Origin of the sequence: Rhodococcus coprophilus NBRC 100603 (assembly GCF_001895045.1) — a bacterium.
GTDB lineage: Bacteria > Actinomycetota > Actinomycetes > Mycobacteriales > Mycobacteriaceae > Rhodococcus > Rhodococcus coprophilus.
Map to the genome: position 1 here is coordinate 20,277 of NZ_BDAM01000012.1, position 24,745 is coordinate 45,021.

Annotated in this window: 24 protein-coding genes, 1 tRNA gene and 1 pseudogene; 12 read left to right on the top strand and 14 right to left on the bottom strand. The window is 66.8% G+C overall.

The window, feature by feature from the left end; all coding sequences use genetic code 11:
• Positions 1-73: 73 nt before the first annotated feature.
• Entirely contained in the window at positions 74-931 is an 858-nt protein-coding gene (locus RDCOP1_RS20100) for an HAD family hydrolase (protein WP_072705154.1), read from the top strand.
• A gap of 514 nt (positions 932-1,445) precedes the next feature.
• On the opposite strand, the gene RDCOP1_RS20105 is transcribed toward RDCOP1_RS20100, so the two are convergent.
• The gene (locus RDCOP1_RS20105; protein ID WP_072705156.1) at positions 1,446-2,195 is read right to left on the bottom strand and encodes a Fic family protein; all 750 of its coding nucleotides are present in this window, start codon (positions 2,193-2,195) and stop codon (positions 1,446-1,448) included.
• 221 nt (positions 2,196-2,416) lie between these two features.
• Between RDCOP1_RS20105 and acs the strand changes: the two genes are divergently transcribed.
• The 4 genes and pseudogenes from acs to RDCOP1_RS20125 all read left to right on the top strand — a co-directional run bounded on the left by acs (position 2,417) and on the right by RDCOP1_RS20125 (position 6,143).
• Entirely contained in the window at positions 2,417-4,348 is a 1,932-nt protein-coding gene (gene acs, locus RDCOP1_RS20110) for an acetate--CoA ligase (RefSeq protein WP_072704802.1), read from the top strand.
• A gap of 118 nt (positions 4,349-4,466) precedes the next feature.
• A pseudogene (locus RDCOP1_RS21885) lies at positions 4,467-4,691 on the top strand (Na+/H+ antiporter NhaA); the annotation flags it as partial.
• On the top strand, positions 4,691-5,191 hold the full coding sequence (locus tag RDCOP1_RS20120) for a phage holin family protein (protein ID WP_072704805.1): 501 nt from the start codon (positions 4,691-4,693) through the stop codon (positions 5,189-5,191). The pseudogene RDCOP1_RS21885 and the gene RDCOP1_RS20120, both read left to right, overlap by 1 nt.
• Before the next feature lie 19 nt (positions 5,192-5,210).
• Positions 5,211-6,143, top strand: coding sequence for an alpha/beta fold hydrolase (locus tag RDCOP1_RS20125; protein WP_072704808.1), 933 nt, complete (start codon positions 5,211-5,213; stop codon positions 6,141-6,143).
• 45 nt (positions 6,144-6,188) lie between these two features.
• Here the strand turns inward: RDCOP1_RS20125 and marP are convergent, their stop codons facing one another.
• Genes marP through nth form a run of 4 tightly spaced genes read right to left on the bottom strand, consistent with a single transcriptional unit; the run spans position 6,189 to position 9,554 of the window.
• Positions 6,189-7,379 (bottom strand): acid resistance serine protease MarP, encoded by a 1,191-nt coding sequence (gene marP / locus RDCOP1_RS20130; RefSeq protein WP_072704810.1) that lies wholly within the window; start codon positions 7,377-7,379, stop codon positions 6,189-6,191.
• The gene (locus RDCOP1_RS20135; protein WP_072704813.1) at positions 7,376-8,074 is read right to left on the bottom strand and encodes an NUDIX hydrolase; all 699 of its coding nucleotides are present in this window, start codon (positions 8,072-8,074) and stop codon (positions 7,376-7,378) included. The genes marP and RDCOP1_RS20135 overlap by 4 nt, the downstream gene beginning before the upstream one ends.
• Complete coding sequence (locus RDCOP1_RS20140; RefSeq protein WP_072705159.1) at positions 8,071-8,733, bottom strand: TlpA family protein disulfide reductase; 663 nt, start codon at positions 8,731-8,733, stop codon at positions 8,071-8,073. Before RDCOP1_RS20140 ends, RDCOP1_RS20135 begins: the two co-directional genes overlap by 4 nt.
• 5 nt (positions 8,734-8,738) lie before the next feature.
• On the bottom strand, positions 8,739-9,554 hold the full coding sequence (gene nth, locus RDCOP1_RS20145; protein WP_174555843.1) for an endonuclease III: 816 nt from the start codon (positions 9,552-9,554) through the stop codon (positions 8,739-8,741).
• 51 nt (positions 9,555-9,605) lie between these two features.
• On the opposite strand from nth, the gene RDCOP1_RS20150 reads away from it, so the two are divergent.
• Together RDCOP1_RS20150 and RDCOP1_RS20155 are read left to right on the top strand one after the other, a co-directional pair.
• Positions 9,606-9,878 (top strand): hypothetical protein, encoded by a 273-nt coding sequence (locus tag RDCOP1_RS20150; protein WP_072704819.1) that lies wholly within the window; start codon positions 9,606-9,608, stop codon positions 9,876-9,878.
• Between the two features lie 196 nt (positions 9,879-10,074).
• Entirely contained in the window at positions 10,075-10,749 is a 675-nt protein-coding gene (locus tag RDCOP1_RS20155; protein ID WP_072704822.1) for a Crp/Fnr family transcriptional regulator, read from the top strand.
• A 75-nt stretch (positions 10,750-10,824) separates the two neighbouring features.
• Here RDCOP1_RS20155 and RDCOP1_RS20160 read toward each other — a convergent pair whose 3' ends face one another.
• From RDCOP1_RS20160 to sp36, 3 genes are all read right to left on the bottom strand, one after another.
• Entirely contained in the window at positions 10,825-11,613 is a 789-nt protein-coding gene (locus RDCOP1_RS20160; protein ID WP_072704825.1) for an MBL fold metallo-hydrolase, read from the bottom strand.
• A gap of 141 nt (positions 11,614-11,754) precedes the next feature.
• Positions 11,755-12,213, bottom strand: coding sequence for a RidA family protein (locus tag RDCOP1_RS20165; protein ID WP_371836836.1), 459 nt, complete (start codon positions 12,211-12,213; stop codon positions 11,755-11,757).
• 5 nt (positions 12,214-12,218) lie between these two features.
• Complete coding sequence (gene sp36, locus RDCOP1_RS21395; protein ID WP_072704831.1) at positions 12,219-12,383, bottom strand: Sp36 family protein; 165 nt, start codon at positions 12,381-12,383, stop codon at positions 12,219-12,221.
• A gap of 47 nt (positions 12,384-12,430) precedes the next feature.
• Between sp36 and bagA the strand changes: the two genes are divergently transcribed.
• A complete protein-coding gene (gene bagA, locus RDCOP1_RS20175; RefSeq protein WP_072704834.1) occupies positions 12,431-13,450 on the top strand; it encodes an ATPase BagA in 1,020 nt (339 codons plus the stop codon).
• The gene (gene bagB, locus RDCOP1_RS20180; RefSeq protein WP_072704837.1) at positions 13,447-14,583 is read left to right on the top strand and encodes an ATPase BagB; all 1,137 of its coding nucleotides are present in this window, start codon (positions 13,447-13,449) and stop codon (positions 14,581-14,583) included. The genes bagA and bagB overlap by 4 nt, the downstream gene beginning before the upstream one ends.
• A 39-nt stretch (positions 14,584-14,622) precedes the next feature.
• Here the strand turns inward: bagB and RDCOP1_RS20185 are convergent, their stop codons facing one another.
• Entirely contained in the window at positions 14,623-14,946 is a 324-nt protein-coding gene (locus RDCOP1_RS20185) for a WhiB family transcriptional regulator (RefSeq protein WP_072704840.1), read from the bottom strand.
• 280 nt (positions 14,947-15,226) lie between these two features.
• Here RDCOP1_RS20185 and RDCOP1_RS20190 point away from each other — a divergent pair, with 280 nt between their 5' ends.
• Positions 15,227-17,650: a penicillin-binding protein gene (locus RDCOP1_RS20190; RefSeq protein WP_072705162.1), complete on the top strand. Its 2,424-nt coding sequence runs from the start codon at positions 15,227-15,229 to the stop codon at positions 17,648-17,650.
• 75 nt (positions 17,651-17,725) lie between these two features.
• Here RDCOP1_RS20190 and RDCOP1_RS20195 read toward each other — a convergent pair whose 3' ends face one another.
• Positions 17,726-18,202: a GatB/YqeY domain-containing protein gene (locus RDCOP1_RS20195; protein WP_072704843.1), complete on the bottom strand. Its 477-nt coding sequence runs from the start codon at positions 18,200-18,202 to the stop codon at positions 17,726-17,728.
• Positions 18,203-18,268: 66 nt separating this feature from the next.
• On the opposite strand from RDCOP1_RS20195, the gene RDCOP1_RS20200 reads away from it, so the two are divergent.
• Complete coding sequence (locus RDCOP1_RS20200) at positions 18,269-19,222, top strand: metallophosphoesterase (protein ID WP_072704846.1); 954 nt, start codon at positions 18,269-18,271, stop codon at positions 19,220-19,222.
• A 54-nt stretch (positions 19,223-19,276) separates the two neighbouring features.
• A tRNA-Pro gene (locus RDCOP1_RS20205) sits at positions 19,277-19,350 on the top strand.
• A 496-nt stretch (positions 19,351-19,846) separates the two neighbouring features.
• Here RDCOP1_RS20205 and RDCOP1_RS20210 read toward each other — a convergent pair.
• The 4 genes from RDCOP1_RS20210 to RDCOP1_RS20225 all read right to left on the bottom strand — a co-directional run bounded on the left by RDCOP1_RS20210 (position 19,847) and on the right by RDCOP1_RS20225 (position 24,714).
• Entirely contained in the window at positions 19,847-21,520 is a 1,674-nt protein-coding gene (locus RDCOP1_RS20210) for a cholesterol oxidase substrate-binding domain-containing protein (protein ID WP_111731681.1), read from the bottom strand.
• A 237-nt stretch (positions 21,521-21,757) separates the two neighbouring features.
• Positions 21,758-22,573 carry a metal-dependent hydrolase gene (locus RDCOP1_RS20215; RefSeq protein WP_072705165.1) on the bottom strand — a complete coding sequence of 272 codons (816 nt, stop codon included), beginning with the start codon at positions 22,571-22,573 and terminating at the stop codon, positions 21,758-21,760.
• 143 nt (positions 22,574-22,716) lie between these two features.
• Positions 22,717-24,174: a catalase gene (locus RDCOP1_RS20220; protein WP_072704850.1), complete on the bottom strand. Its 1,458-nt coding sequence runs from the start codon at positions 24,172-24,174 to the stop codon at positions 22,717-22,719.
• 120 nt (positions 24,175-24,294) lie between these two features.
• Positions 24,295-24,714 (bottom strand): Fur family transcriptional regulator, encoded by a 420-nt coding sequence (locus tag RDCOP1_RS20225; RefSeq protein WP_174555845.1) that lies wholly within the window; start codon positions 24,712-24,714, stop codon positions 24,295-24,297.
• Positions 24,715-24,745 lie beyond the last annotated feature (31 nt).

The window sequence follows — 24,745 nt, forward strand, 5'->3', positions numbered from 1 at the left end:
ACTTGATGCACCGCGCGTGGCGAGGACAACTCGCATCTCCACTACCTGCCCACCGGCACCTATTGTGGTGCTCGTGACTGACGCGTCCGGGAACTCGAGCACCGGCCTCTCGACAGTGGATTCGCCCGGAGGCGGTCGCATCGCCGCCTTCTTCGACCTCGACAAGACCGTGATCGCGAAATCGAGCGTCCTCGCTTTCACGCGACCCTTCTTCAACGAGGGACTCCTCAGCCGCCGCGCGGTGCTCGAGAGCAGCTACGCACAACTGTTGTACGTACTGTCCGCGGCGGACCAGGACCGCATCGAGCGAATGCGCGAGCACATCGCGCACATGTGCGAGGGGTGGGACGTCGAACAGATCAAATCGATCGTCGACGAGACCCTGCAGGAAGTGGTCACTCCTCTGGTCTACGCGGAGGCCAAGGACCTGATCGCCGACCACCGGGCGCGTGGACACGACGTGATCATCGTGTCGGCCTCGGGCGAGGAGGTTGTCACCCCCATCGCGGAGGCACTCGGTGCCTCCCACAGCGTGGGCAGCCGTATGCGGATCGTCGACGGGCGGTACGCCGGCGAACTCGAGTTCTACTGTTTCGGCGAGGCCAAGGCCGTCGCGCTCCGGGAACTCTCGGATCGCTACGGGTACGACCTGGCACAGAGCTACGCGTACTCCGATTCCGCGACCGATCTGCCGATGCTCCTGGCCGTGGGCAACCCCCGGGTCGTCAATCCCGGTCGGGCGTTGCGTCGAGTCGCGACCGAAAACAATTGGCCGATACTGCGATTCAGCCTTCCGGTTCCACTGAAGAGGCGTATCCCCACCTCGTCGCGCGCTCTCTGGGCGGCGGGCTTGATCGCCGGTTCGATTGCTCTGATCCTCGGCGTGTCGAGCAGACTCGCGCGTCGCTCGCATGCCGCGCTGCGCCGCTGAAGCCCGCCCGGAGACCGCCGGCGCGCAACCGCCCGGCGAACTCGGTGCCATCCGAATACCGCACTGCAGCAACGCGATTTCGAGGACGGCTACCGAGGAGTGACGGTGGGGAAAAGTGGCGCGAATGGGTCTTGCCTCCCCCAGCGCAGGGGGGTACAAAGGAGTTACGGAACACCGGAAGGCCAAGAGCGGATCAGAAGAGAAGGTTCGGTCTCCCGCCCGGAGTTCCCAGCACGGACACCGAGTACCCACGCGGAGCCGATGCCACTATAAGGGCAGAAGCGTTGTGGGCCTGCGAGTTGCGACTCTTCGAGGGTTAGGATCCCGCACCCGTTGCGGGGCCGGCCGGAGATAATCGTTTCATCGCCGAGGCCGTTGAGACACAACCCATTTGAGCACGCATGGTAACACGGTAATTCCGTGTCAGCGGGTGGTACGCCGATTCGATATCGACGCGTCACCCGCTTTTTCTGTCGCTACCTTCTCTGCCTTTGCCGCGTTCGCACCGGACCGGTCAGCCCGCGAACGCCTCGGCGATCGAGGTGGCCTCGCGCGCACCCGCCTCGAGCGAGCCACAGCAGAAGATCACCCACCCGCCGACACCCGCCTCGGTCCCGGCGGCGAAACCCTCGATGCCGCTGCGGTACGCATCGATCCGGCGCATCCAGTGAACCTCCGGCACACCCAGGTTCCGCGTATCGAGGCCCGTGGCCACACACACCAGACGCGAGGCTGCCCGCGCGACCACACCGTCCGCGACACCGAACGGTTTCAACGCCTGCAGCTCCCCGTGCACGACCGCGGCGAGAACCGGCGCGGGCGCGTTCGAACCACCCGTCACGAGTTGCGCGAGACCATCGAGCCGCTCTCCGACCCCGCTCCCGGTACGCGGACGCCCGAGCTGGGTCGCGTCGTCCACGAGGTCGGCGGCCGCCAGCAGATGCAACCGGGCGAGCGCCTGGAGCGGCGCCCGGCGCCACGTCGACACCATGTTGCCGAGTGCATCGCCGTCGAGCGTCTGCGCGACGCGCAACGCACCGGCGAGGATCGGATCGCCCGTTTCACCCGGCGCGGGGAGCTCCATCGACCCGCCGTCGATCGCGGCCGAAGCTCTGGCCGCGCGCACCGAAGCTTCGGCAGCAGTGTTTGCCCAGCCCCGGCGGTTGGTGCGATGGCGATGAACCTCCGCGAGCGCGTCGCGCGCACGGTCGGCAGCGTCGCGCACGCCGGGAAGGTCGAGGAGGGGTGCAAGCGGGTCGGTCACAGTGTCCGACGGTACCGCCGGCACCCCCGGCGACCACCGGTGGGACGGAGACGGCCCGCACGGGCGCACCACTCGTCCGGGCCGGATACCACCCGTCGCGCGGAACCGACCGATGGGCGAATGTGGCCCGGCCGGATGTGGTCGCAACGGTGCGATGCGCGTCACAGATGATTACGCTCTCAGGAACCCCACGACCGACGACCCGAAAGGTGCCCCGCATCATGACGAGCGCAGCTCCGGACCACGAACAGCAGGCCTTCCCCCCGAACGCCGAGTTCACCGCCACCGCCCACGCCGGTCCGGAGTTGCAGGCCGCTGCCGACGCCGATCGGCTCGGCTTCTGGGCTGCCCAGGCGGAACGACTCGACTGGGCCACGCCGTGGACCGAGGTGCTGGACTGGTCGGAGGCTCCCTTCGCGAAGTGGTTCGTCGGCGGCGAGCTCAACGTCGCCTACAACTGCGTCGACCGGCATGTGCTCGCCGGCAACGGGGACCGGGTCGCCATCCACTTCGAAGGTGAACCCGGCGACACCCGGTCGCTGACCTACAACGATCTGCTCGCCGAGGTCTCCCGCGCGGCGAACACCTTCACCGAACTCGGCCTGGTCGCCGGTGACCGCGTGGCGATCTACATGCCGATGATCCCCGAGGCGATCGTCACGATGCTCGCCTGTGCCCGCCTCGGCCTGACGCACTCGGTGGTCTTCGCGGGTTTCTCCGCCACGGCGCTCCGCTCACGAATCGACGACGCCGAGGCGAAACTGCTCGTCACGGTCGACGGTCAGTGGCGGCGAGGGGCAGCGGCACCGCTGAAGGCCTCGGCCGACGAGGCGACCTCCGGTGCCGCGTCGATCGAGCACGTACTCGTCGTGCAGCGCACCGGAATCGACGTGGAGTGGACCGAGGGCCGGGATCTGTGGTGGCACGACACCGTCGAGCAGGCGTCGCCCGAGCACGAGGCGCAGCCCTTCGACGCCGAGCACCCGCTGTTCATCCTGTACACCTCGGGCACCACCGGTAAGCCGAAGGGCATCATCCATACCTCCGGTGGTTACCTCACGCAGGCGTCGTACACGCACCACAACGTGTTCGACCACAAGGCGGGCGAGGACGTGTACTGGTGCACCGCCGACATCGGCTGGGTCACCGGACACACCTACATCGTGTACGGGCCGCTGTCGAACGGCGTGACGCAGGTCGTCTACGAAGGCACTCCGAACTCCCCGACGCAGCACCGGCACTTCGAGATCATCGAGAAGTACGGCGTGAGCATCTACTACACCGCCCCGACGCTGATCCGCACGTTCATGAAGTGGGGGCGTGAGATCCCGGACGCGCACGACCTCTCGTCGATCCGCCTGCTCGGCAGCGTCGGCGAACCGATCAACCCCGAGGCGTGGCGCTGGTACCGCGATGTCATCGGCGCGGGCAAGGCACCGATCGTGGACACGTGGTGGCAGACCGAGACGGGCGCGATCATGATTTCCCCGTTGCCGGGCATCACCGCCACCAAGCCGGGTTCGGCAATGGCGCCGCTGCCCGGTATCTCGGCGAAGATCGTGGACGACGAGGCCCGCCCGCTCGGCCCCGGCGGAAACGGTTACCTGGTTCTCGACCAGCCGTGGCCGGCGATGTTGCGCGGCATCTGGGGCGATCCGCAGCGCTACCGCGAAACATACTGGTCGCGCTACGAGGACCAGGGGTGGTACTTCGCCGGCGACGGTGCGCGCTACGACGAGGACGGGGACCTGTGGGTGCTCGGCCGTGTCGACGACGTCATGAACGTCTCCGGCCACCGCATCTCGACCTCGGAAGTGGAGTCGGCGCTGGTCAGTCACCACACGGTTGCCGAGGCCGCTGTCGTCGGCGCGGCGGACGAGACCACCGGCCAGGGGATCGTCGCCTTCGTCATCCTGCGTGAGAACGTCGAGAACACCGGGGACGCGCTGATCAAGGATCTCCGCGAGCACGTGGCGGTGGAAATCTCCCCGATCGCGAAGCCGCGCCAGATCACGGTCGTACCGGAACTGCCGAAGACCCGCTCCGGAAAGATCATGCGGCGGTTGCTGCGCGATGTCGCCGAAGGGCGCGAACTCGGCGATACCTCGACCCTCGTCGATCCCGCGGTGTTCGACGCGATCCGGGGCAAGTAAGAACCCCCGGACGCTGCGGCCCCTCTTCGGATATCGGTATCCGAAGAGGGGCCGCCCTCGTCCGCGGGAGGTGCGGGTTCCCTTTCGGGATCGCGACCCGCCCGAGCGGTTGATGTGGGCAGATCCGTTCGCGTCGGCGATGCTCGGCGCAATCGGCTTCACCGTGAGCCTGCTCATCGCGGAGCTTTCGCTCTGCGGCATCGACGGCGGCGGTGCGGCCGAGATCGCCGAGGCTGCCGCCCTGGTTACATCGTTGATCGCATCGATACTCGGTTCGGCGCTACTGTTACGGCGTGGGCGAGCCCACCGCAAGCGGAACGAACCAACCAAAGGGGTCGACTAGTGAGCGTGACGAACGGGAACCGTCCCGGGGACGGTGTGCCGACGAGTATCTCGGGCATTCCGCTGACGAAGGTGGACGCTCCGACGCCGCGTGACGCCAGCGTCGGCGATCTTGTGCGTGACGTAGCCACTCAGGCGTCGACACTTTTCCGTGCCGAGGTGCAGCTCGCGAAGGCCGAGGTCACCGGTGAAGTCAAGAAGGGACTGCAGGGCAGTCTCTTCTTCATTCTGGCGCTCGCTGTCCTCACCTTCAGCTCGTTCTTCTTTTTCTTCTTCCTCGCCGAACTGCTCGACGTGTGGGTTCCGCGCTGGCTCGCCTTCCTGATCGTGTTCCTGATCATGGTGGTGGTGACCGTGATCCTCGGGTTGATCGGTTATGCGCGTGTGCGCAAGCTCCGGGCACCGAGCAAGACGATCGACTCCCTCAAGCAGACGAAGTCGATCCTGCCGACGCACCAGGACGACCCCGCCTCGGTGGGTCGCCATCACGCGGCGCGCTGACGCGCCCAGCGATATAGAGGTGTCTTCACCGGACCCGTCCACGGCCCGTTATCCCGGGCCGTGGACGCATCGCGACATTCACGCGAACGGAATCCGCTTCCATGCCGTCGAAACCGGCCCGCACGATCAGGACACGCCGCTCGTGCTGTTCGTGCACGGTTTCGCGGACCTGTGGTGGTCGTGGCGTCACCAGCTGACCGCGTTCGCGGAGGCCGGGTACCGAGCCGTCGCTGTGGACCTGCGCGGCTACGGCGATTCGGACAAACCCCCGCGGGGATACGACGGCTGGACTCTGTCGAACGACATCGCCGGACTCGTCCGCGCGCTCGGGCACAACGACGCGATCCTCGTCGGACACGCGGACGGCGGTCTCGTGTGCTGGGCGACGGCGGTTCTGCATCCTCAGCTCGTACGTGCGATTGCAGTCGTCGACTCGCCCCACCCGATCTCTCTGCGCGACGGGGCGTTGCGCGACGGCGCGCAGCGTAAAGCTCTGCTGCCGACGTTCCTCGCCTATCAGGTGCCGTGGCGTCCCGAACGCAAGCTGGTGCGCGACAACAGTCGCGAGATCGAACGGCTCGCCCGCCTCCGTTCCGGACCGGAATGGCGCGACACGCCGGAGTTCGCCGACGTCGTCGACCGTCTGCGGGCCGCGATCCGGATTCCGGGCGTCGCCCATTGCACCCTGGAATACCAGCGGTGGGCGTTCCGCAGTCAGTGGCGGCCCGACGGGCGCCGGTTCATGAAGGCCATGGACGTTCCGTTGTCGCTTCCGGTCCTCCAGGTGCACGGCGTACTGGACCCGTACGTACTGGCGTCGACGCTGCGCCGGTGCGCGCGTCATGCCCCCGGACGGCGCCTGAAGTTCATCGACGGCGCAGGCCACTACGCGCATCAGGAGAAGCCCGAAGCGGTGACGGCCGAGTTGCTCGGCTTCGTGCGGGGTGTCTGACCGGCCTCGGCTGTTCGTCTGACGCCGGCGGCCGGTCCGTCGGCGTCAGACGATGCAGGCGCCGGTTTCGACGGGCGCGAACACCGACCCGGCCATCTGGAGCTGTCGGCTGATCTCATCGGCCGTGAGCACGAATCCGGTGTCCGAATCGTCGATGGCCGCGCCGAACACCATGCCCAGGACGAGACCTTGAGCATCGACGAGCGGTCCACCCGAATTGCCCTGCCTGATCAGGCCACGAACCGTGTAGACCTCGCGTTCGACCGTTCCGCTGCGATAGATGTCGGGTCCTTGCAGATTCAGCGTTTCGCGGACCCGGGCGGCGCTTGCCGTGTAGGGCCCGCCTCCCGGATACCCGAGGACGATGGCATTCTCGCCCGACTCGGCGGGCACGGGTGCGAAGGTCAGCGGTGCGGCCGTGAGCCCCGGCACCGAGAGGATCGCGACGTCGACCGCAGGATCGAACAGCACAACCGACGCATCGAGCACGCCTTGTTCGGTGTCGACGGTCACCGCGGCGGTTCCCGCAACGACGTGCGCGTTGGTCATGACCCGTTCCGGAGCAATGACGAAGCCGGACCCTTCGAGTGCCTTCTGGCAACTCGGCGCGAGCCCGTTGATGCGCAGGACGCTCGGACGGAGGTCCGCGGCGACAGGACTGTCGAGGAGCGAGGCGTCCGGAATCGCGACTTCGGCGATCGGGGTCCTGCCGAACGGTCCGATCACTTCGGGCAGTCCCGACGTGTCGAGCAGAGCCGAGAATTCGTTGGGGATCGCGCGCATCCAGTCGGGGGCGAACTCGTCGACCGTGCCGAGGACGTGAGATCCCCGTACTGCGGCAGACACTGCGGGCTGGGTCGTGGCCGTCAGCGGAATGGCGAGCAGCCAGGCGGCCACGAGCACGGCGACCGACTGCAGACCCGCGCCGACGACGCTGTCGACGGCCCGGACGCCGGGGCTGTGGATGCTGCTGCGGGCCGCCCGGCCGAGAACCATCCCAGCCACTTCGCCGATCACGACGAGCACCACGATCAGTGCGATGCCGGCGAGTATTCGCGTGCGGCCCTCTTCGACATGGACGAGGACGTGCGGCGCGATGAGGATGCCGGCAACGGCACCGAGCAGCACACCCAAGAAGGCGAGAGCCGACGCGACCGCGCCCTGTCTCAGTCCCGACGACGCCGCGATGACGACGATCAGCACGATGATCAGGTCGAGCCAACCGGATCCGGTCACGGTTCGACCACCTCGGCCTCCATTTCGGCGAGCACGACATCGAGGTCACGAATGTCGTGGTGATCCCATTCGATTTCCCATCCGGAGACGGCGAACAGTCCTGCGAGCACTCCTGCGGTGAAGCCCCAGACAAGCATCCCCTCGACCCGGAAGGCCGGGCCACGATATCCGAGTGCGTGTCGTACCTGGAAGCGGTTGCGCGGGTCGAGCAGGTCGTGGAGCGACACGCGCACCACGCGGGTGGTCTCGGCGGGATCGACCACACCGACGGGGCTGGGCCGTTCCCAGTACGCGATCACCGGAGTCACGTCGAAGCCCGACGGCGGGATGAACAGTTCGGGGAACACCGCGAGCGGGCGCACGCCGGTGGGGTCCAGGCCGGTTTCCTCCTGGGCTTCGCGCAGGGCGGTGTGCTCCGGTCCCTCGTCGCCGGGATCGGCGGCACCGCCGGGGAACGCGACCTGTCCGCTGTGCTGACGCAGCGTCGCCGCGCGCTGGGTGAGCAACACGTCGGCGTCGGCGGGAAGCCCGCCGCGGGCGAGCGGATCCGGCGTCGCCGAACCGCCGAAGAGCACCAGGACGGACGCCTGGCGGACGGGGATGCCGGCCGGCGCACGCCGATCGAGGATCGGGTTGTCGTCGTGCGGATCCTTCGGCTCGAGGGTGGCGACCTTCCGCAGCCAGTACGGCGTCATACGGCCACCCCCAGATATTCGTCGACCACCGCGGCGACCTCGTCGGCCGAGCGGAAAGGCTGCGGAAGCACCTTGGCCACCGATCCGTCGGCGCGCAGCAGGATCGTCACGGGCAGGACCGCGGGAGCGGAGGTCGCGGCCGGGACACGTCCGGAACCGTCCTGCACTCCGGGCAGACGCACGTCGTACTCGATCAGTTTGTCGAGCGCATTCGCCTCGTTGGGGTCAGCGTGGACGGTCACCACGTTCACCGCAGACCCGGCACGCTCCGCGAACTCTTCGAGGACGGGCAGTTCCTCGGCGCACGGACCGCACCACCACGCCCACAGGTTCACCACGGCCGGCTTGCCCGCGAGAGCGGAAGCCAGGTCCACCGTGGAGCCGTCGCCCACGCACTCGAACGTCAACCCGGCGAGCGGCCCCGCCGCGGGTGTTCCGGTTGCGGCGGGACAGGAATCCAGTGCGGCGGCTTCCCGCAGTGGCGCGAGAGCCTCGGGAGTGTCCTGAGCGCGGCGGTCGACGGGTGCGGCGGAGGACGCGGGACCGGTCGCCGAAGGAGCCTGCGCCTCGTCGTTGTCGCGCGGCCAGATAGCGACGATCAGCGCGATGACCACGACCAATGCTGCCAGGCTCCACCGGCCTGCGGACGAAGGATGCACCTGGGTCACCGACCGGCGAGCTCGAGCAGATGCTCGGTCTCCGGTCCCTTCACCAGCGCAGCGGCGGTCGGCGGGTCGGTGGGTCCGATCCCGAAGGAGGGGCAGTCCTTGGCGAGTACACACACCCCGCATGCGGGTTTGCGGGCATGGCAGACACGGCGGCCGTGGAAGATCACCCGGTGCGACAGCAAGGTCCATTCCTTGCGCTCGATGAGCGCTCCCACCGCGTGCTCGATCTTGACGGGATCGGTTTCCGTGGTCCACTTCCACCGGCCGACGAGCCGCGCGAAGTGGGTATCGACGGTGATTCCGGGCACATCGAACGCGTTTCCGAGAATGACGTTCGCGGTCTTGCGGCCGATGCCGGGGAGGCTGACGAGATCTGCCATTCGCTTCGGGACCTCGCCGTCGAAACGCTCGAGGAGCGCCTGGCCCAGACCGATGAGCGCGTTCGCCTTGTTGCGGAAGAAACCGGTCGTGCGGATGAACTCTTCGAGTTCCGTGCGGTCCGCTTCGGCATACGCGCGGGCATCGGGATACCGGGCGAAGAGAGCGGGAGTGACCTGGTTGACGCGCACATCCGTGCACTGCGCCGACAAGATCGTCGCGACGGCGAGCTCGAGCGGCGTCGTGAAATCGAGTTCGCAGTAGACGTGCGGGAATGCCTCCGCGAGCCGCCGGTTCATCCGTCGCGCGCGGCGAACCAGGGCGAGCCGGGATTCGGGGCGGGGAGTGGCACCCGACACTCGACGGGGAGCCTGATCGGAGCTCTCGGACGGGGTCGCATGCACCTGGACCACTGTACGGAAACCTCTCTGCATCGATCCGACCCCGTGTCTCATCTGAGACCTAACCCGTGTTTACTTCCCCCTATGCAAGCTCTCGCTGTGGTGCTTTTCCCAGTGCTGCTGACGCTGTTCGCACTCGCCATGGAGCGTGTCGAGTCCCGCCTGAGTCGGCTCTCCGTCCGTGAGGACGAGGTCGAGGAGTTCCTCGACCAAGCCGACCACGGCGACGTCGCGACGCTCGCGCGCGAAGGTTTCCCGGGGGCGCTCGCCCGGTTCCACCGTCGTCGTCGCCGCGGATCGAGCGAGCCGGACGGCAGCACCTCCCAGCACGGCCTGGGGACGCGCCACGCGAGCTGACTCGTAAAGCCGCCGTTAGCCTGCGAGAAGGTTTTCCGCACCCGAAACACCCGATCCGTGGTGTCGATCACTCATGCCTGACCTCGGCACAGTAGAATGGGGAGTTGTACGCCTGACAGGTGACTCCGTCGGATGCCCGCGGACGTGCAGATGAAGTAGCAAGACGACGTTTTTTCATTTCCCAAAAGGAGCGCACGTGGACGAGGTCCTGGCCAGAGCAGGCATCTTCCAAGGAGTCGAGCCCTCTGCGGTTGCGGCGCTGGTCAAAGAGCTTCAGCCGGTCGATTTCCCCCGTGGCCATGTCATCTTCAACGAAGGTGAACCCGGCGACCGCCTGTACATCATCGTTTCCGGCAAGGTGAAGCTCGGTCGCCGCTCGCCGGACGGTCGCGAGAACTTGCTCACCATCATGGGCCCGTCCGACATGTTCGGCGAGCTGTCCATCTTCGACCCGGGTCCCCGTGCGTCCACCGCGACGACCGTGACCGAGGTGCGTGCCGTCAGCATGGACCGCGAGGCACTCAAGGCGTGGATCGACCAGCGCCCCGAGATCGCCGAGCAGCTGCTGCGCGTGCTCGCCCGTCGCCTGCGCCGCACCAACAACAGCCTCGCCGATCTCATCTTCACCGACGTGCCCGGTCGCGTCGCCAAGGCTCTGCTGCAGCTCGCACAGCGTTTCGGCACGCAGGAAGCGGGCGCACTGCGCGTCACGCACGACCTGACGCAGGAAGAGATCGCTCAGCTCGTCGGTGCATCGCGCGAGACCGTCAACAAGGCGCTCGCCGACTTCGCACACCGCGGCTGGCTGCGCCTCGAGGGCAAGAGCGTTTTGATCTCCGACTCGGAGCGTCTGGCGCGTCGCGCTCGCTGACACCGGCAACTTCGACGGGCGGGCCCGGGACGCGACACGCGTCCCGGGCCCGCCCGCTTTCGTTCGAGTAGCCCCTCAGGCGAAGCTCCGCAGGTACTCGAGTTGCACGTTCACCGACTTCTCCGCCGCGCCCCACAACGACCGATCCACATCCGCGTACACGTGCTCGACGACTCGTCGGGCGGTCGCGTCCTCACCGAGAGCGCGCACAGCGGCACGGACCTGTTCGAGCCGCTGCTCGCGGTGCGCGAGGTAGTCGCGCGCGATCGTCTCGAGGTCCGCCAACTCCGGTCCGTGCCCAGGCAGCACCGTGTATCCCTGCCCCAAGCCGATCAGTGTGCGCAGTGAACTCAGGTAGTCGCCCAGGTCGCCGTCGGTGTCGTCGAGAACCGTGGTGCCGCGGCCGAGAATCGTGTCGGCGGTGAGAACACTGCGGTCGTCCTCGACGACGAAGGACAGAGAATCCGCGGTGTGCCCGGGAGTCGCCAGGACACGAATGCGGAGTCCGGCGGCTTCGACGACGTCTCCGTCGGACAGTTCGCTCCCGCCGCCGTACCGGTGGTCGGGCGACGATGCGTGCACGGGGCACTGCGCGAGTTCCGCGAACCGGCCCGCGCCCTCGGTGTGGTCGAAGTGCCGGTGGCTGATGAGCGTCGCGGCGACAGGGACCTGCGCGACTCGCGCGAGATGTGCCTCGTCGAGCGGCCCCGGATCCACCACCACACATTCGTCGGCACCGGGAGCACGGAGAATCCAGGTGTTGGTGCCCTCCAAGGACATCACCGAAGGGTTCTCCGCGAGCATCACGGCAGCGTTCTCGGTGACCTGCCGCAGCCGGCCGTACGCGGGGTGGACCAGCGCCATGTTCTTGCCTCTCCTGACAGGGAAGTCGTGGTCCACACCACTGTACGAGGGCCCGCAGAAACTGTTCGGCGGCATCCGGAAACACCTCGGGGCCGCGGAACGATCTCCGTTCCACGGCCCCGCAGGTCAGATCGCCTCGGCTCAGATCACCTCGACGATCAGCTCCACCTCGACCGGAGCGCCGAGCGGCAACTCGGCGACACCGACGGCGGATCGGGCGTGCGCACCGACGGCACCGAACACCTCGCCGAGCAGTTCGGATGCGCCGTTGACGACACCCGGCTGGCCGGTGAATCCCTCGGCCGACGCCACGAATCCGACCACCTTGACGATGCTGGCGATGTTGTCCAGCCCGACGAGACCGTCGATCGCCGCGAGCGCGTTGAGGGCGGCGGTACGCGCCGCCTCCTTGGCCTCCTCGGGGGATACCGCAGCACCGACCTTGCCGGTGTGGGTCAGCGTGCCGTCGACGAGCGGAAGCTGGCCCGAGGTGTAGACGACGTCGCCGAGACGGACGGCGGGCACATACGCCGCGACCGGCTTGGCGACCGGCGGCAAGGTGATCCCGAGATCGGTGAGGCGGGAGGTCCAGTCACGCACCACGGTCAGCCCTTCGGACGCTTCAGGTAAGCCACGTGCTGTTCGCCGGTGGGCCCCTGGAGGACCGTGACGAGTTCCCAGCCGTCGGCACCCCAGGTATCGAGAATCTGCTTGGTCGCGTGTGTGAGCAGGGGCACGGTCGCGTACTCCCACGTAGTCGTTTCACTCATGTCATGACCCTATCCGCCGCCCGAACCGGCTGACGACTTATAGGCTCGTGGTCGTGGCAACACCGACATCTCATACCGGCGAATGGCCGGCCGGCGCCGCACAGGCGCGACTGCATTTCGTGTCCGGCAAGGGAGGAACCGGCAAATCGACGGTGGCCGGAGCGCTCGCGCTCGCGCTCGCCGCCGGGGGCCGCAAGGTCCTCCTGATCGAGACGGAGGGCCGGCAGGGAATCGCGCAGTTGTTCGACGTTGCGCCGTTGCCGCCGGTGGAGACGAAGATCGCCTCTGCCGAGGGCGGCGGCGTCGTCGCGGCGCTCGCCATCGATATCGAAGCTGCGTTCCTCGAGTACCTCGACATGTTCTACAACCTCGGGTTCGCGGGACGTGCCATGCGGCGGATCGGTGCCGTCGAGTTCGCCACGACCCTCGCCCCCGGTCTTCGCGATGTGATCCTCACCGGCAAGATCAAGGAAACAGTGGTGCGGACCGACGCGTCGGGGCGCCGCGTGTACGACGCGGTCGTGGTCGACGCGCCGCCCACGGGACGGATCGGGAGTTTTCTCGACGTCACCAAGGCCATGGCCGATCTCGCGAAGTCGGGCCCGATCCGGTCCCAGAGCGAGGGCGTGGTGCGGCTGCTGCATTCGGACGAGACGGTCGTGCACCTGGTGACTCTGCTCGAGGCGCTGCCCGTTCAGGAAACCGCGGATGCGGTGGAGGAACTGCAGGCGGCGGACCTGCGTCTGGGCACGGTGATCGTCAATCGCACCGCGCCCGAGCATCTTCCCGAAGATCTGGTCGATGAATTCGCCGGCGGGCGGGTACCCGGAGAGGAGATCCGCGCCGCGCTCGGCCGGATCGGGGTGAAGCTGTCCGACGAGGATTTCGCCGGCCTGCTCACCGAAGCCATCGAGCATGCCGCGACCCTGCAGGCACAGCAGGTCAGCGCCGCTCAACTCGACGACGTGAAGGTGGCACGCATGTCCTTACCCTCCATGGCCGACGGCATCGATCTCGGCGGGCTGTACGAACTCGCCCAGGCACTGACCGAGCAGGGGGTCCGATGACCGGCAAGGCCCGCGTCGCCACGCCGCTCGACGTCGGTGAGATCCTGACCGACCCGTCGGCCCGCGTGATCGTGTGTTGCGGCTCCGGAGGCGTGGGCAAGACCACCACCGCGGCCGCACTGGCGCTGCGAGCAGCCGAAAAGGGGCGCAGCGTCGTGGTCCTCACCATCGACCCGGCGCGACGGCTCGCGCAGGCCCTCGGGGTGCAGAGCCTCGACAACTCCCCGCAGAAGGTGGAGCTCCCGCCCGGATCGACGGGCGAACTGCACGCGATGATGCTCAACATGCGTCGCACCTTCGACGACATGGTTCTCGAACACTCGACGCCGGACAAGGCGCAGCAGATCCTGGACAATCCCTTCTACCAGACCGTGGCGTCGTCGTTCTCCGGGACGCAGGAATACATGGCGATGGAGAAGCTCGGGCAACTCGCGCAGAGCGACGAATGGGATCTGATCGTCGTCGACACGCCGCCGTCCCGGAACGCCCTCGATTTCCTCGACGCTCCGCAACGGCTCGGCGCGTTCCTCGACGGCCGGATGATCCGGATATTCACGGCGCCGGGACGAGGGATCGGACGTCTCGTCACCGGCGCGATGGGTATGGCCCTGAAGGCGGTGTCGACCATCGTGGGAAGCCAGATGCTGTCGGACGCGTCCGCGTTCGTCCAGTCGCTGGATTCGATGTTCGGCGGGTTCCGTGAGCGGGCCAACCGGACGTATCAGCTGCTCCAGCAGCCCGGAACCCACTTCATGGTGGTTGCGTCCCCCGAACCGGACGCACTGCGGGAGGCCTCCTACTTCGTCGAACGGCTGGGAGAAGACCGGATGCCGCTCGCGGGCCTGGTGCTCAACCGCACCCATCCGACGTTGTCGAAGATGCCGGCCGATCATGCGTTGACGGCCGCCGATACTCTCGCCGAGCGAGGCGGCGACAATGCGGAGGCCACCGAAGCCGTCCTGCGGATCCACGCGCACCGGGCCGTGACGGCGAAACGGGAGCTACGTCTGCTCCGGAGTTTCACCGCCGCGAATCCCCGCGTGCCCGTCGTGGGTGTCCCCTCGTTGCCGTTCGAGGTGTCGGACCTCGAGGCGCTGAGAGCCGTGGCCGACCAGCTCACCCGCGAGGCCTGACCACGGCGGGTGGTGCCGGCCGCGCTGTGCTCGGCGGTGTCAGACCGCGTTCTGGTGCTGCCGCTGTGCTGCGAAGAAATCGGCCCAGGATTCGACCTCGGGGTGCTGCTTGAGAAGAGCGCGGCGCTGACGCTCGGTCATGCCTCCCCAGACACCGAACTCGACCCGATTGTCGAGGGCGTCGGCGCCGCACTGAAGCATCACGGGGCAATGTCGGCAGATGACTGCGGCTTTGCGCTGGGCGGCGCCACGCACGAACAGTTCATCGGGATCGACCTCGCGGCATCGAGCCCGGGATACCCAGGCGATGCGTGCTTCTGCTTGGTCGACGTCTAACCGGGCCGTCGGGCTGGTCATGTGCATTCAGTTGCCCCTCTACTCTCCGAACTCCGCTACGCGGTGTTCGATTTGCGCAGGGGTCACGCTGGCGCGCGTCCCCTATAACGCAATCTCCCCTGTCAAGGTGTTACCTGCATCACACTGATGTCTCAATCTAGGTAACCTGGTGCCCGCGCGCAAGGCGAGGAGAACCTTTTCTGGTACGAACGTGCATAGCTGCACGTCGCGCGGCATGCCGACGCCCTCAATACGACCGCAGAGGGCGCCTGCACGTACTGTGTACTTCGTGTCGATCCGAAGTACGGTGGCGAAGCTTGTCGGTTGTACCGCCCTCGGCGGCGTTCTCGTGGCAGGGATGCTGTTCCCGGCCGCAGGCGGATTCGGGTACGTCTCGAACCGCGCCGCCGACACCGTGGACAACAGTTCCGCCGAACTCGTAGAGGGCGTCGTCCCGGCCGTGACGACCATGGTGGACAACGCGGGCAACCCGATCGCATGGCTGTACGAGCAACGCAGATTCGAAGTGCCGAGCGACCAGATCTCCAACGAGATGAAGCTCGCCATCGTCTCCATCGAGGACAAGCGATTCCCCGAACACAAGGGCGTCGACTGGCAAGGCACGATGCGGGCGTTCCTCACGAACACCACCAGCGGCCAGGTCGAGCAGGGCGCATCGACGATCGACCAGCAGTACGTGAAGAACTACATGCTGCACGTGGTGGCGAAGACCGACGCCGAACGGCGGGCCGCGATCGAAACCACGCCGGCCCGCAAGATCCGCGAGATCCGGATGGCGCTGACGCTCGACGAGAAGCTCACCAAGGACGAGATCCTCACCCGGTACCTCAACCTGGTGCCGTTCGGAAACGGGTCGTTCGGAATCCAGGACGCCGCGCAGACATACTTCGGCATCGACGCGAAGGACCTGAACATCCCGCAGTCCGCGATGCTCGCCGGCATGGTGCAGTCGAGTTCCGCGTTGAACCCGTACACGAACGAAGAGGGCGTCCTCGAGCGCCGCAACATCGTCCTCGACACCATGATCGACAACATCCCCGAGCGGGCCGCGGAGATCCGCGAGGCCAAACAGCTGCCCCTCGGTGTCCTCCCCGACCCGAACACGCTGCCCCGCGGCTGCATCGCCGCAGGTGACCGCGGGTTCTTCTGTGAATACGCACTGCAGTACCTCGAGAATGCCGGAATCTCCCGGGAGCAGATCGACAAGGGCGGGTACGTCATCCGCACCACCCTCGACCCCGAGGTCCAGTCGTCGGTGAAAGCGTCGCTCGACAAGTTCACCAGCCCGACGGTCGACGACGTCGCCTCCGTCATGAATGTGATCGAACCCGGCCAGGACGCGCACAAGGTCCTCGCGATGGGCTCGAGCCGTACCTACGGACTCAACAGCGACAACAAGGAAACCGTCCAGCCGCAGCCGTACTCGCTCACCGGTCACGGTGCCGGGTCGATTTTCAAGGTCTTCACCGTCGCCGCCGCGATGGAGCGGGGCCTCGGCACGTCCGCCGTGCTCGACGTCCCCAACCGGTACAACGCTCGCGGGCTCGGCGACGGTGGTGCACGCGGTTGCCCGCCGAACTACTACTGCGTCGAGAACGCCGCCCCCTACCCGGCAAGCCTGTCGGTGAGCGACGCGCTCGCCCAGTCGCCGAACACCGCGTTCGTGAAGCTGATCGAGGCCACCGGTGTCGAATCCGTCGTCGACATCTCCGTGCGACTGGGCCTGCGCTCGTACCTGCAGCCCCGCACGTCCGGATTCGGCGACCAGTCGATGTCGGACATGCAGAAGGATCAGCATCTCGGCTCGTACACACTCGGCCCGACCTGGGTCAATCCGCTCGAACTGTCGAACGTCGCAGCGACTCTCGCGTCGCACGGCAAGTGGTGCCCCCCGTCGCCCATCGAGGGTGTGTTCGACCGCGAGGGCAAGCCTGTTCCGATCACCCAGGAGGCCTGTGAGCAGGTCGTCGAGCCCGGTCTGGCGGATACGCTGGCCAATGCCCTGAGCAAGGACACCTCGGGCGGTGGCACCGCGGCGGGTGCCGCAGGTTCCGTCGGCTGGAACCTGCCCGTGTCGGCCAAGACCGGTACCACCGAGTCGCACATGTCGTCCGCATTCCTCGGCTTCACCAACCGGTACGCGGGCGTGGTCTACACCTACGGCGACTCCCCCACTCCCGGACAGATCTGCTCCGGTCCCGTCCGGCCCTGCTACGACGGCAACCTCTTCGGCGGCACCGAGCCGGCGCGAACCTGGTTCTCCGCGATGCTGCCGGTGGCAACACGATTCGGCTCGGTAGAACTTCCGCCGGAAGACCCGCGTTACGTACGCGGTGCCGGCAATGCCCAGGTGCCCGACGTGGCGGGGCTTCCTCGTGAGCGCGCCATGCAGCAGCTTCAGGACGCCGGATTCTCGGTGACGGAGGCGACGGTGAAAGCCGAGCAGCGCGCCGGCACCGTGGCGAGCAGTTCCCCGTCGGGTTCGGCCGTCCCGGGCAGCACGGTGACGATCTTCGTCAGTGACGGCTCGGTGCGCGCAGCGCCGTCGGCCAGTGCAACCCCTGCCCGGCCGGACGGCCGCGAGGTGCCCGACACGACGAGCCGCTCCACTCCGGCTCCGATCCCGGGCCGCGAACCGGAGCAGTCCGAGTCGTCGAACCCCGACGAGGATTCGTCGGTGACGACCACTCCGAGTCGGCCCGACAACTGACCGGTACATCTGACACAACAGGGCGCGACCTCCTCGAGGTCGCGCCCTGTTGTCGTAGCTGGGAGTCGGCGAAAGCTAGAGCCGTGAACGGACCGCCGCCGAGATCCGCTTCCCGTCCGCTTTCCCCGCGGCGATCGCCGTCGCAACCTTCATGACCTGCCCCATGTTCTTCGGGCCGGGCCGCTGACCGATCTCCTCTGCCACCCGGCCGATCGCGGTATCGACGGCATCGACGAGTTCGGCGTCGGTCAGCGGCGTCGGGAGGTACTCGTCGATGATCCGTCCCTCGGCGTGTTCCTTGGCGGCGAGTTCACCGCGGCCGTTCTCCGTGTAGACCTCGGCCGCTTCGCCGCGCTTCTTCGATTCGCGCGCCAGGACCTTGAGGATCTCGTCGTCGGAGAGTTCTCGGGCCTGCTTACCCGCCACCTCTTCGTTCTGGATTGCGGACAACATCATCCTCAGTGTTGCTGTGCGCAGTTTGTCCTTGTCCTTCATCGCCGCGGTGAGGTCTGCACGCAGCGTGGATTTGAGCGAGGGAGTGGTGTCGGTCATGGGGGAAACGCTACGCGGAGACCATGAACACCGTGCGCGGACGAGCCGCGGCGGTACGCTGAATATGTGCCTGACGTTTCTGCTCTTCGCCGCGTCGCAGTCGGTGCCGCCGGAGCTTCTGCTCTCGGCCTCGGCTACGCAACTCTGATCGAACGCAATGCCTTCACCTTGCGGGAAGTGACTGTCCCGGTGCTTGCGCCGGGGGCATCGACGCTCCGCGTTCTCCAGATCAGTGACTTTCACATGATGCCCAATCAACGGCTCAAGCAGAACTGGCTGCGCGAACTCGATTCGCTCGATCCCGATCTGGTGGTCGACACCGGCGACAACCTGTCCCACCCGCGGTCGGTACCGGCCGTGGTTCAGGCGCTCGGTGGCCTGCTCGCCCGGCCCGGCCTGTTCGTCTTCGGGAGCAACGACTACTTCGGCCCGGTTCCGAAGAACCCGTTCGCGTACTTCGACAAGGACCACGACCGCGTGTACGGCCCGCCGCTGCCCTGGGGCGATCTGCGTGCCGCTTTCACCGAACGTGGCTGGCACGACATGACCCACGTGCGTCGCGATATCGAGGTGGGCGGCGTCCGCATCGCCGTGGCCGGCGTCGACGATCCGCACCTCGAGCGCGACCGGTACGAGACGATCGCCGGTCCGGCAGATCCGACCGCCGATCTCCGTCTCGGGTTGACGCACTCCCCCGAACCGCGCGTCCTCGATCGCTTCGCTGCCGACAATTACGACCTGGTGCTCGCCGGCCACACCCACGGCGGACAACTCTGCCTTCCGTTCGTCGGCGCATTGGTCACCAACTGCGGGATCGACCGGTCGCGGGTGAAGGGCCCGTCGCGGTGGGGCTCGCACATGCAGTTGCACGTCTCCGCCGGACTCGGCACGTCGCCGTTCGTCCCCGCACGGTTCTTCTGCCGTCCCGAAGCGACGTTGCTGACGCTGGTACCGGCCCCGCGCGAGACGAATCACCGGACGCTCGATGCCGCTGCCGAAAGCGCCCGATCTCCCCGCTGACCAGCGGATTTAATCTTCGCCCGAGTCGTGATGTAAGCTAACCGAGGTTCATCACGGGGTGTGGCGCAGCTTGGTAGCGCGCTTCGTTCGGGACGAAGAGGTCGTGGGTTCGAATCCCGCCACCCCGACAGAGAGATCGATTTCGATCGATCTTGCAAGATGTGTTGGTTGAGACACAAGCAGTGAAACCCCGGTTCGCAGAAATGCGAGCCGGGGTTTCCTCGTTGAGAGGGCCAAGAAGAGGAGAAGCTCCACCACCGAATGAGGTGTGCTGGGATTCACCGCGTCGGGACTCACACTGGGTCACACCGCCGGGTCCGGTCGAAAGATGAGCAGGTTCGGTCGATCCAGTCTGTCTCACCGGTTCGATCGGCGGAGGGCCCAGATCCGCTCGAGTTCTTCGTGACGTTTCAGTCGTCCGAGTGCCAGGCGCCACCCATGCTGTGGTGGATTATGGGGTCGTACTCGCGGTGGTGGTTGTCGCTTCATTCTCGATCGCTGTTTCGACGGCGAATTCGTCGTGGCCGCCAACCCCGAGACGATCTCACTCTCGTACTGGGCGTAGGCCTACCGCCTACCGGACCGCCGGTACGTGCGCGCCTTCTCGCACACGGGGTGCTGAGGTCAGGGCAGCAGACGATCGAGGAAGTCGTTGCTGAAAACGCGATGGGGGTCGTGGCGGTCGAAGGCCGACAGCGCCGCGTCCCAGCCCTCGTCGGACGACAATCCCTCGCGGTACATCGCTGGAATGGTGCCGCCGAGGAAACCGCCGTCGCGGTACCCGCCCTCGCTGTCGAATGCCCACCCCTTCGACCACTCGGATCGGAAGGTCGCGTAGTCGCCCGAGTATCGGTCGGCCATCCACTGTTCCATTTCGCGGAAGAAGGCGGACAGTCCTGCGGTGCCCGGAATCGATACGACGTTCATCCAGATCGCGGTGTCCCAGTCCGGGCGGTCGGGACGGGGACGTACAGGTGAAAGATTGGGCGGTCCGGCCGAATCGGCGAGGACCTCGGTTTGATCGTCGATGCGGCACAGCCGGACCTCGAACGGCATATTGACCGGGTACTGCCCCAGTGACGCGTAATGGGTCATCCGCTCGTGCAGCCACGTCGTGAATTCGTGGATCACCCGGGCTATGTTCTCGCGCCGGGTCACCACCACGCCTCCGCCGGCGACGACGCGCAACGTGGTGGCCCGAAGGTAGAACATCAGGTCCTTCGACCACCCCCACAGATCGTCGGTGTCGGTTGCCGCGAGTCCTGCTGCGACCGCGCCGAACTGGGAGGCACCGAACAAGGGAGTGACGGCCTGGTTGCCGCTCGCCACCTGAGCGAGCGCGTCGGTCACCGGTTCGGGGATGGAGTCGGAGAAGACGTAGGGATAGGGCCCGAACACCTCACGCGACTCCGCCGGTTTCTCCGGACTGACCGACCAGACCTTGAGCCAGGGCGTTTCCGTGAACGGAAACCAGATCGCTTCGACGCGTCCGTGTTGCTCGACGTAACTCTCGAACGTGCGTCCCGGCGCACCCGGCGGGGCGAACAGTTCGCGCCACGGCACGTCGGTGGAACTCTGGCAGCGCACGCGGTAGTTGGCTCCGGCCTGCAACGTCACCGACGTGACGAAGGTCCGTCCGAGATGCGCGAGCAGAGGCCTGATCTCGGGTTCCGAGCGGCGGAACGAGCGCAGTTCGTAGGCATCCGCGGCGTCGTTCCACACGACGGCGGTGAGGGCGAGAACAAGGTTGGACAGCGACCCGAACGACTGCCCGGGAACGACCGTCTCGCCGGCGGCGGGGTAGGTCGAACCGTGCGCACCGATCGACAAGGCTCCGGCGATGGAGATGTCGCCGATGGCCGGGGAATTCGCCCAGCCCAGGCCCTCGTTCTGGAGTGCGCCCAGAACGGCTTCGATGCTCGCGCCGGCGTCGGCGGTGACAGTCGCCGGACTGCCGGAGGGATCGACGGAGACGGCGTTCAGCTGGGACATGGTGTCGACGAGGACGACCTTCTCGACGTTCTGCCCCGCTTCAAGGGTGAGGGGGCTCCAACTGTGCATCGAGCCGCGCGGGCGGATGCGGTAACCGTGCGCGTGGGCCCAGTTGGCAAGCCGCACGACGTCCTCTGCGTTTCGGGCGGTGGCGGTCCACACGGCGTCGAATCGGATCGTCTTCGCCCAGTTGACGAATTGCTGCTGCGCGAGGGGGATGTCGGCCGGGAATCCCGGTGGTGCCGCGATGGTCGCCGCCGGATCGCCGAGCGGTACGGCGCCGGCAACGCTCCACCCTGTTCCCATCACGAGTGCTGCCCCGGCGGCGGCACCGAGAAGACCGCGACGACTGAGGGTGGGGCCTGAGGCGCGAATGCTCACGGTGGCGAGCTCCGTTCTGTCGGGACGAGCCGGTACCAGGTCCCTAAAAATAGAACAAGTTCTCTTTTTAGGCCATAGCCCGAACCATCGACACCGACCGGCGGAACCGGCTGTGCTCGAACCGCACCGACGCGCCCGCTTCGGAGCACGCGGCGGGAGTCCCTACGTCAGGAAGGCAAGACCGGAAGCCTCCAGAGTCTCGATGATGTACTCGGGCGCGCCGTCGATCGACCAGACGCCGAACGCCACGGTCGCGACAGTGAGTGCCGGACCGAGGATCGTGACCTCGAAAGGGCCGCCCGCCCTGATCGCGACCAGCTTGGGAAGCTTGATCTCCCACCAGCGGGAACCTCGCCACGGAACGAAGGGCGCGAAGAACGGGATCCCTTCCTTCGTGATGGCGTCACCGACGCAGTGCGTCACGCATCCGAGTGCCACCGCCACACCGAGTCCCGTCGATCCGACCTCCCCCGGGAACCACCGCCACGTGAGGATCGACAACACCGCGGCGACAGCCGTGACGGCGAACCACCCGTTCTTCTTTGCCCAGCTCCCGAACAATCCGCGCAGCGCCAGGCCGAGGGTGACGAAGAGGACGGCGATGATCGCCTCGCGGTCGAAGCGCGCGACGAGCAAGGACACCCCTGTACCGAGCAGCGCGGCGAACAGAGCGGTGTGGGTCATCGTGCGGTGTCCGCCGCGGCGTTTGCGGTCCTTGCGACCCTTGGTGATCGAGTAGTAGCCCAGCGACACCTTGTCGATCCCTCGCGCCGCGACCTGACTGACCGGGCCGAACGAACGCGACACGGTCGATTGCGCGGTGTCGAGGTCGGGCAACAGTGCTGCACCGGAACAGACGGCCGCGAATGCGAAGGCTTCGGCCGTCGAGGTCGGCCCGCCCCATTCGCGGGGAAGCACATCGGCGACGATGAGGCCGACGAGCGCCCCTGACACTGCATGGGTAGGGCCCATCACCATCTCGGACAACACCTTTCGACGCACGGAAAACGAGTCCGGCCCCGGTGGACGAGCCACCGGGGCCGGACTATCAACCTAGCAATCACATCCGACCCATCCGTCACACGGATGTTCGAAAGCGCCGAAAGGAAGACGCGGAGGGCTTACGCTCCCGCGAGCACGCCCGCCTCGACCTTCTTGCCGAGTTCTGCGTCGACGTTGCGCCAGTACTCGAAGATGCGCTCGTAGAGCGCCGACGAGGTCCCGCCCAGCACGTGGCCGATGATGTTGTTCGCGAGCCTGTCGCGTGCGGCATCGTCGAGCACCTCGCGGACGAGGATGCCGGCCTGGACGAAGTCACCGTCTTCCCGATGCTCGACGTATCCGGCGCGCACTGCTTCGGTTCCGAACGTCCACAGCCCGTCGTCGCCGGCGCGCTCGGGGTCTGCGTGCGGGCCTCCGAAGCTGTTCGGCGCGTAGACCGGCGTGCTCGGGTCGTTGAACCGGTACGCCATGTTGCCGTCCTGGGAGTACGAGTCGACCGTGTTCTTGGGTGCGTTGACCGGCAATTGTGCGTGGTTGGCACCGATGCGGTAGCGATGGGCGTCGGCGTACGAGAACACGCGGCCGAGCAGCATCTTGTCGGGCGACAACCCGATGCCCGGAACGACGTTCGAGGGTGCGAATGCCGCCTGTTCGATCTCGGCAAAGAAGTTGCGCGGGTTGCGATTCAGCGTCCAGGTGCCGACCTTGACGAGCGGGTAGTCCTTCTGCGACCACACCTTCGTGACGTCGAACGGGTTGAACCGGTAGGTCTCCGCCTCGGCGACCGGCATGATCTGCACGTGCAGCGTCCAGCTGGGGAACTCGCCCCGCTCGATCGCGTCGTACAGATCGGCGCGGTGGTAGTCGGGGTCGGTTCCGGCGAGGGTGTCGGCCTCGGCCTGCGTGAGGAACTCGATGCCCTGGTCGGTCTTGAAGTGGTACTTCACCCAGAACCGCTCGCCCGCAGCGTTGATCCACTGGTACGTGTGGGAGCCGAAGCCGTCCATGTTCCGCCACGAGCGCGGGATTCCGCGGTCACCCATGAGCCAGGTCACCTGGTGTGCCGATTCCGGTCGCAGCGTCCAGAAATCCCACTGCATGGTGTGGTCGCGCAGACCGGAGCCCCGCAGCCGCTTCTGGGAGTGGATGAAGTCCGGGAACTTGATCGGATCCTTGATGAAGAAGACGGGGGTGTTGTTGCCGACGAGGTCGTAGTTGCCCTCGTCGGTGTAGAACTTGATCGCGAAGCCGCGCGGGTCCCGCCAGGTGTCGGGGCTGCCCTGCTCGCCCGCCACGGTCGAAAAACGCACCAGCGACTCGGTTCTCGCGCCCGGCTGGAAGAGGGATGCCTTGGTGTATGCGGACACGTCCTCCGTGACCACCAGTTCGCCGAATGCACCGCCGCCCTTGGCGTGCACGACACGCTCCGGCACTCGCTCGCGGTTGAAGTGCGCGAGCTTTTCGATCAGGTAGTGGTCGTGCAGGAGAATCGGGCCTTGGGTTCCCGCAGTGAGCGATTCGTCGTCGCTCGCGACGGGGATACCGACGTCGTTGGTGGTGAATCGGGTGTTCGACATTTCAGTGACCTCCGAATTCGCGTCCCCGGATTTCCGGTACGCGTGATCGACACGGCGCCCGTGAGCGAATCCGTGCGGGTGTTGGCGGTTTCTACGGATGAGTGAGAAGTGTGGGGCGGGTCAACGGCAGTTCGGGCACAGTCCCCAGAAGGTGACCTCTGCTTCGTCGACGACGAATCCGTGATCGTCGGACGGAGTCAGGCACGGCGCCGCACCGACGACACAATCGATATCGACCACGGATCCGCAGCGTCTGCAGACGAGGTGGTGATGGTTGTCCCCGATGCGCGTCTCGTACCGTGCCGCCGATCCGGCAGGCTCGATCCGCCGGAGCAGTCCAGCGCCCACGCATGCCTTGAGCACGTCGTAGACAGCCTGGGTGGAGACGGATCCGAGCGTGTCGCGCACCTGGGCAGCGATGTGGTCGGCATCCGAATGAGGATGCTCGGCAACTGTTCCCAGCACGGCAACTCGGGGAGCCGTCACCCTCAAGCCCACGGAACGTAACTGTTCCGCGGGATCGAAGTGGTGCCCGTCCATTCGTTGCATGAGGTCCAGTATGCCCCTTTTC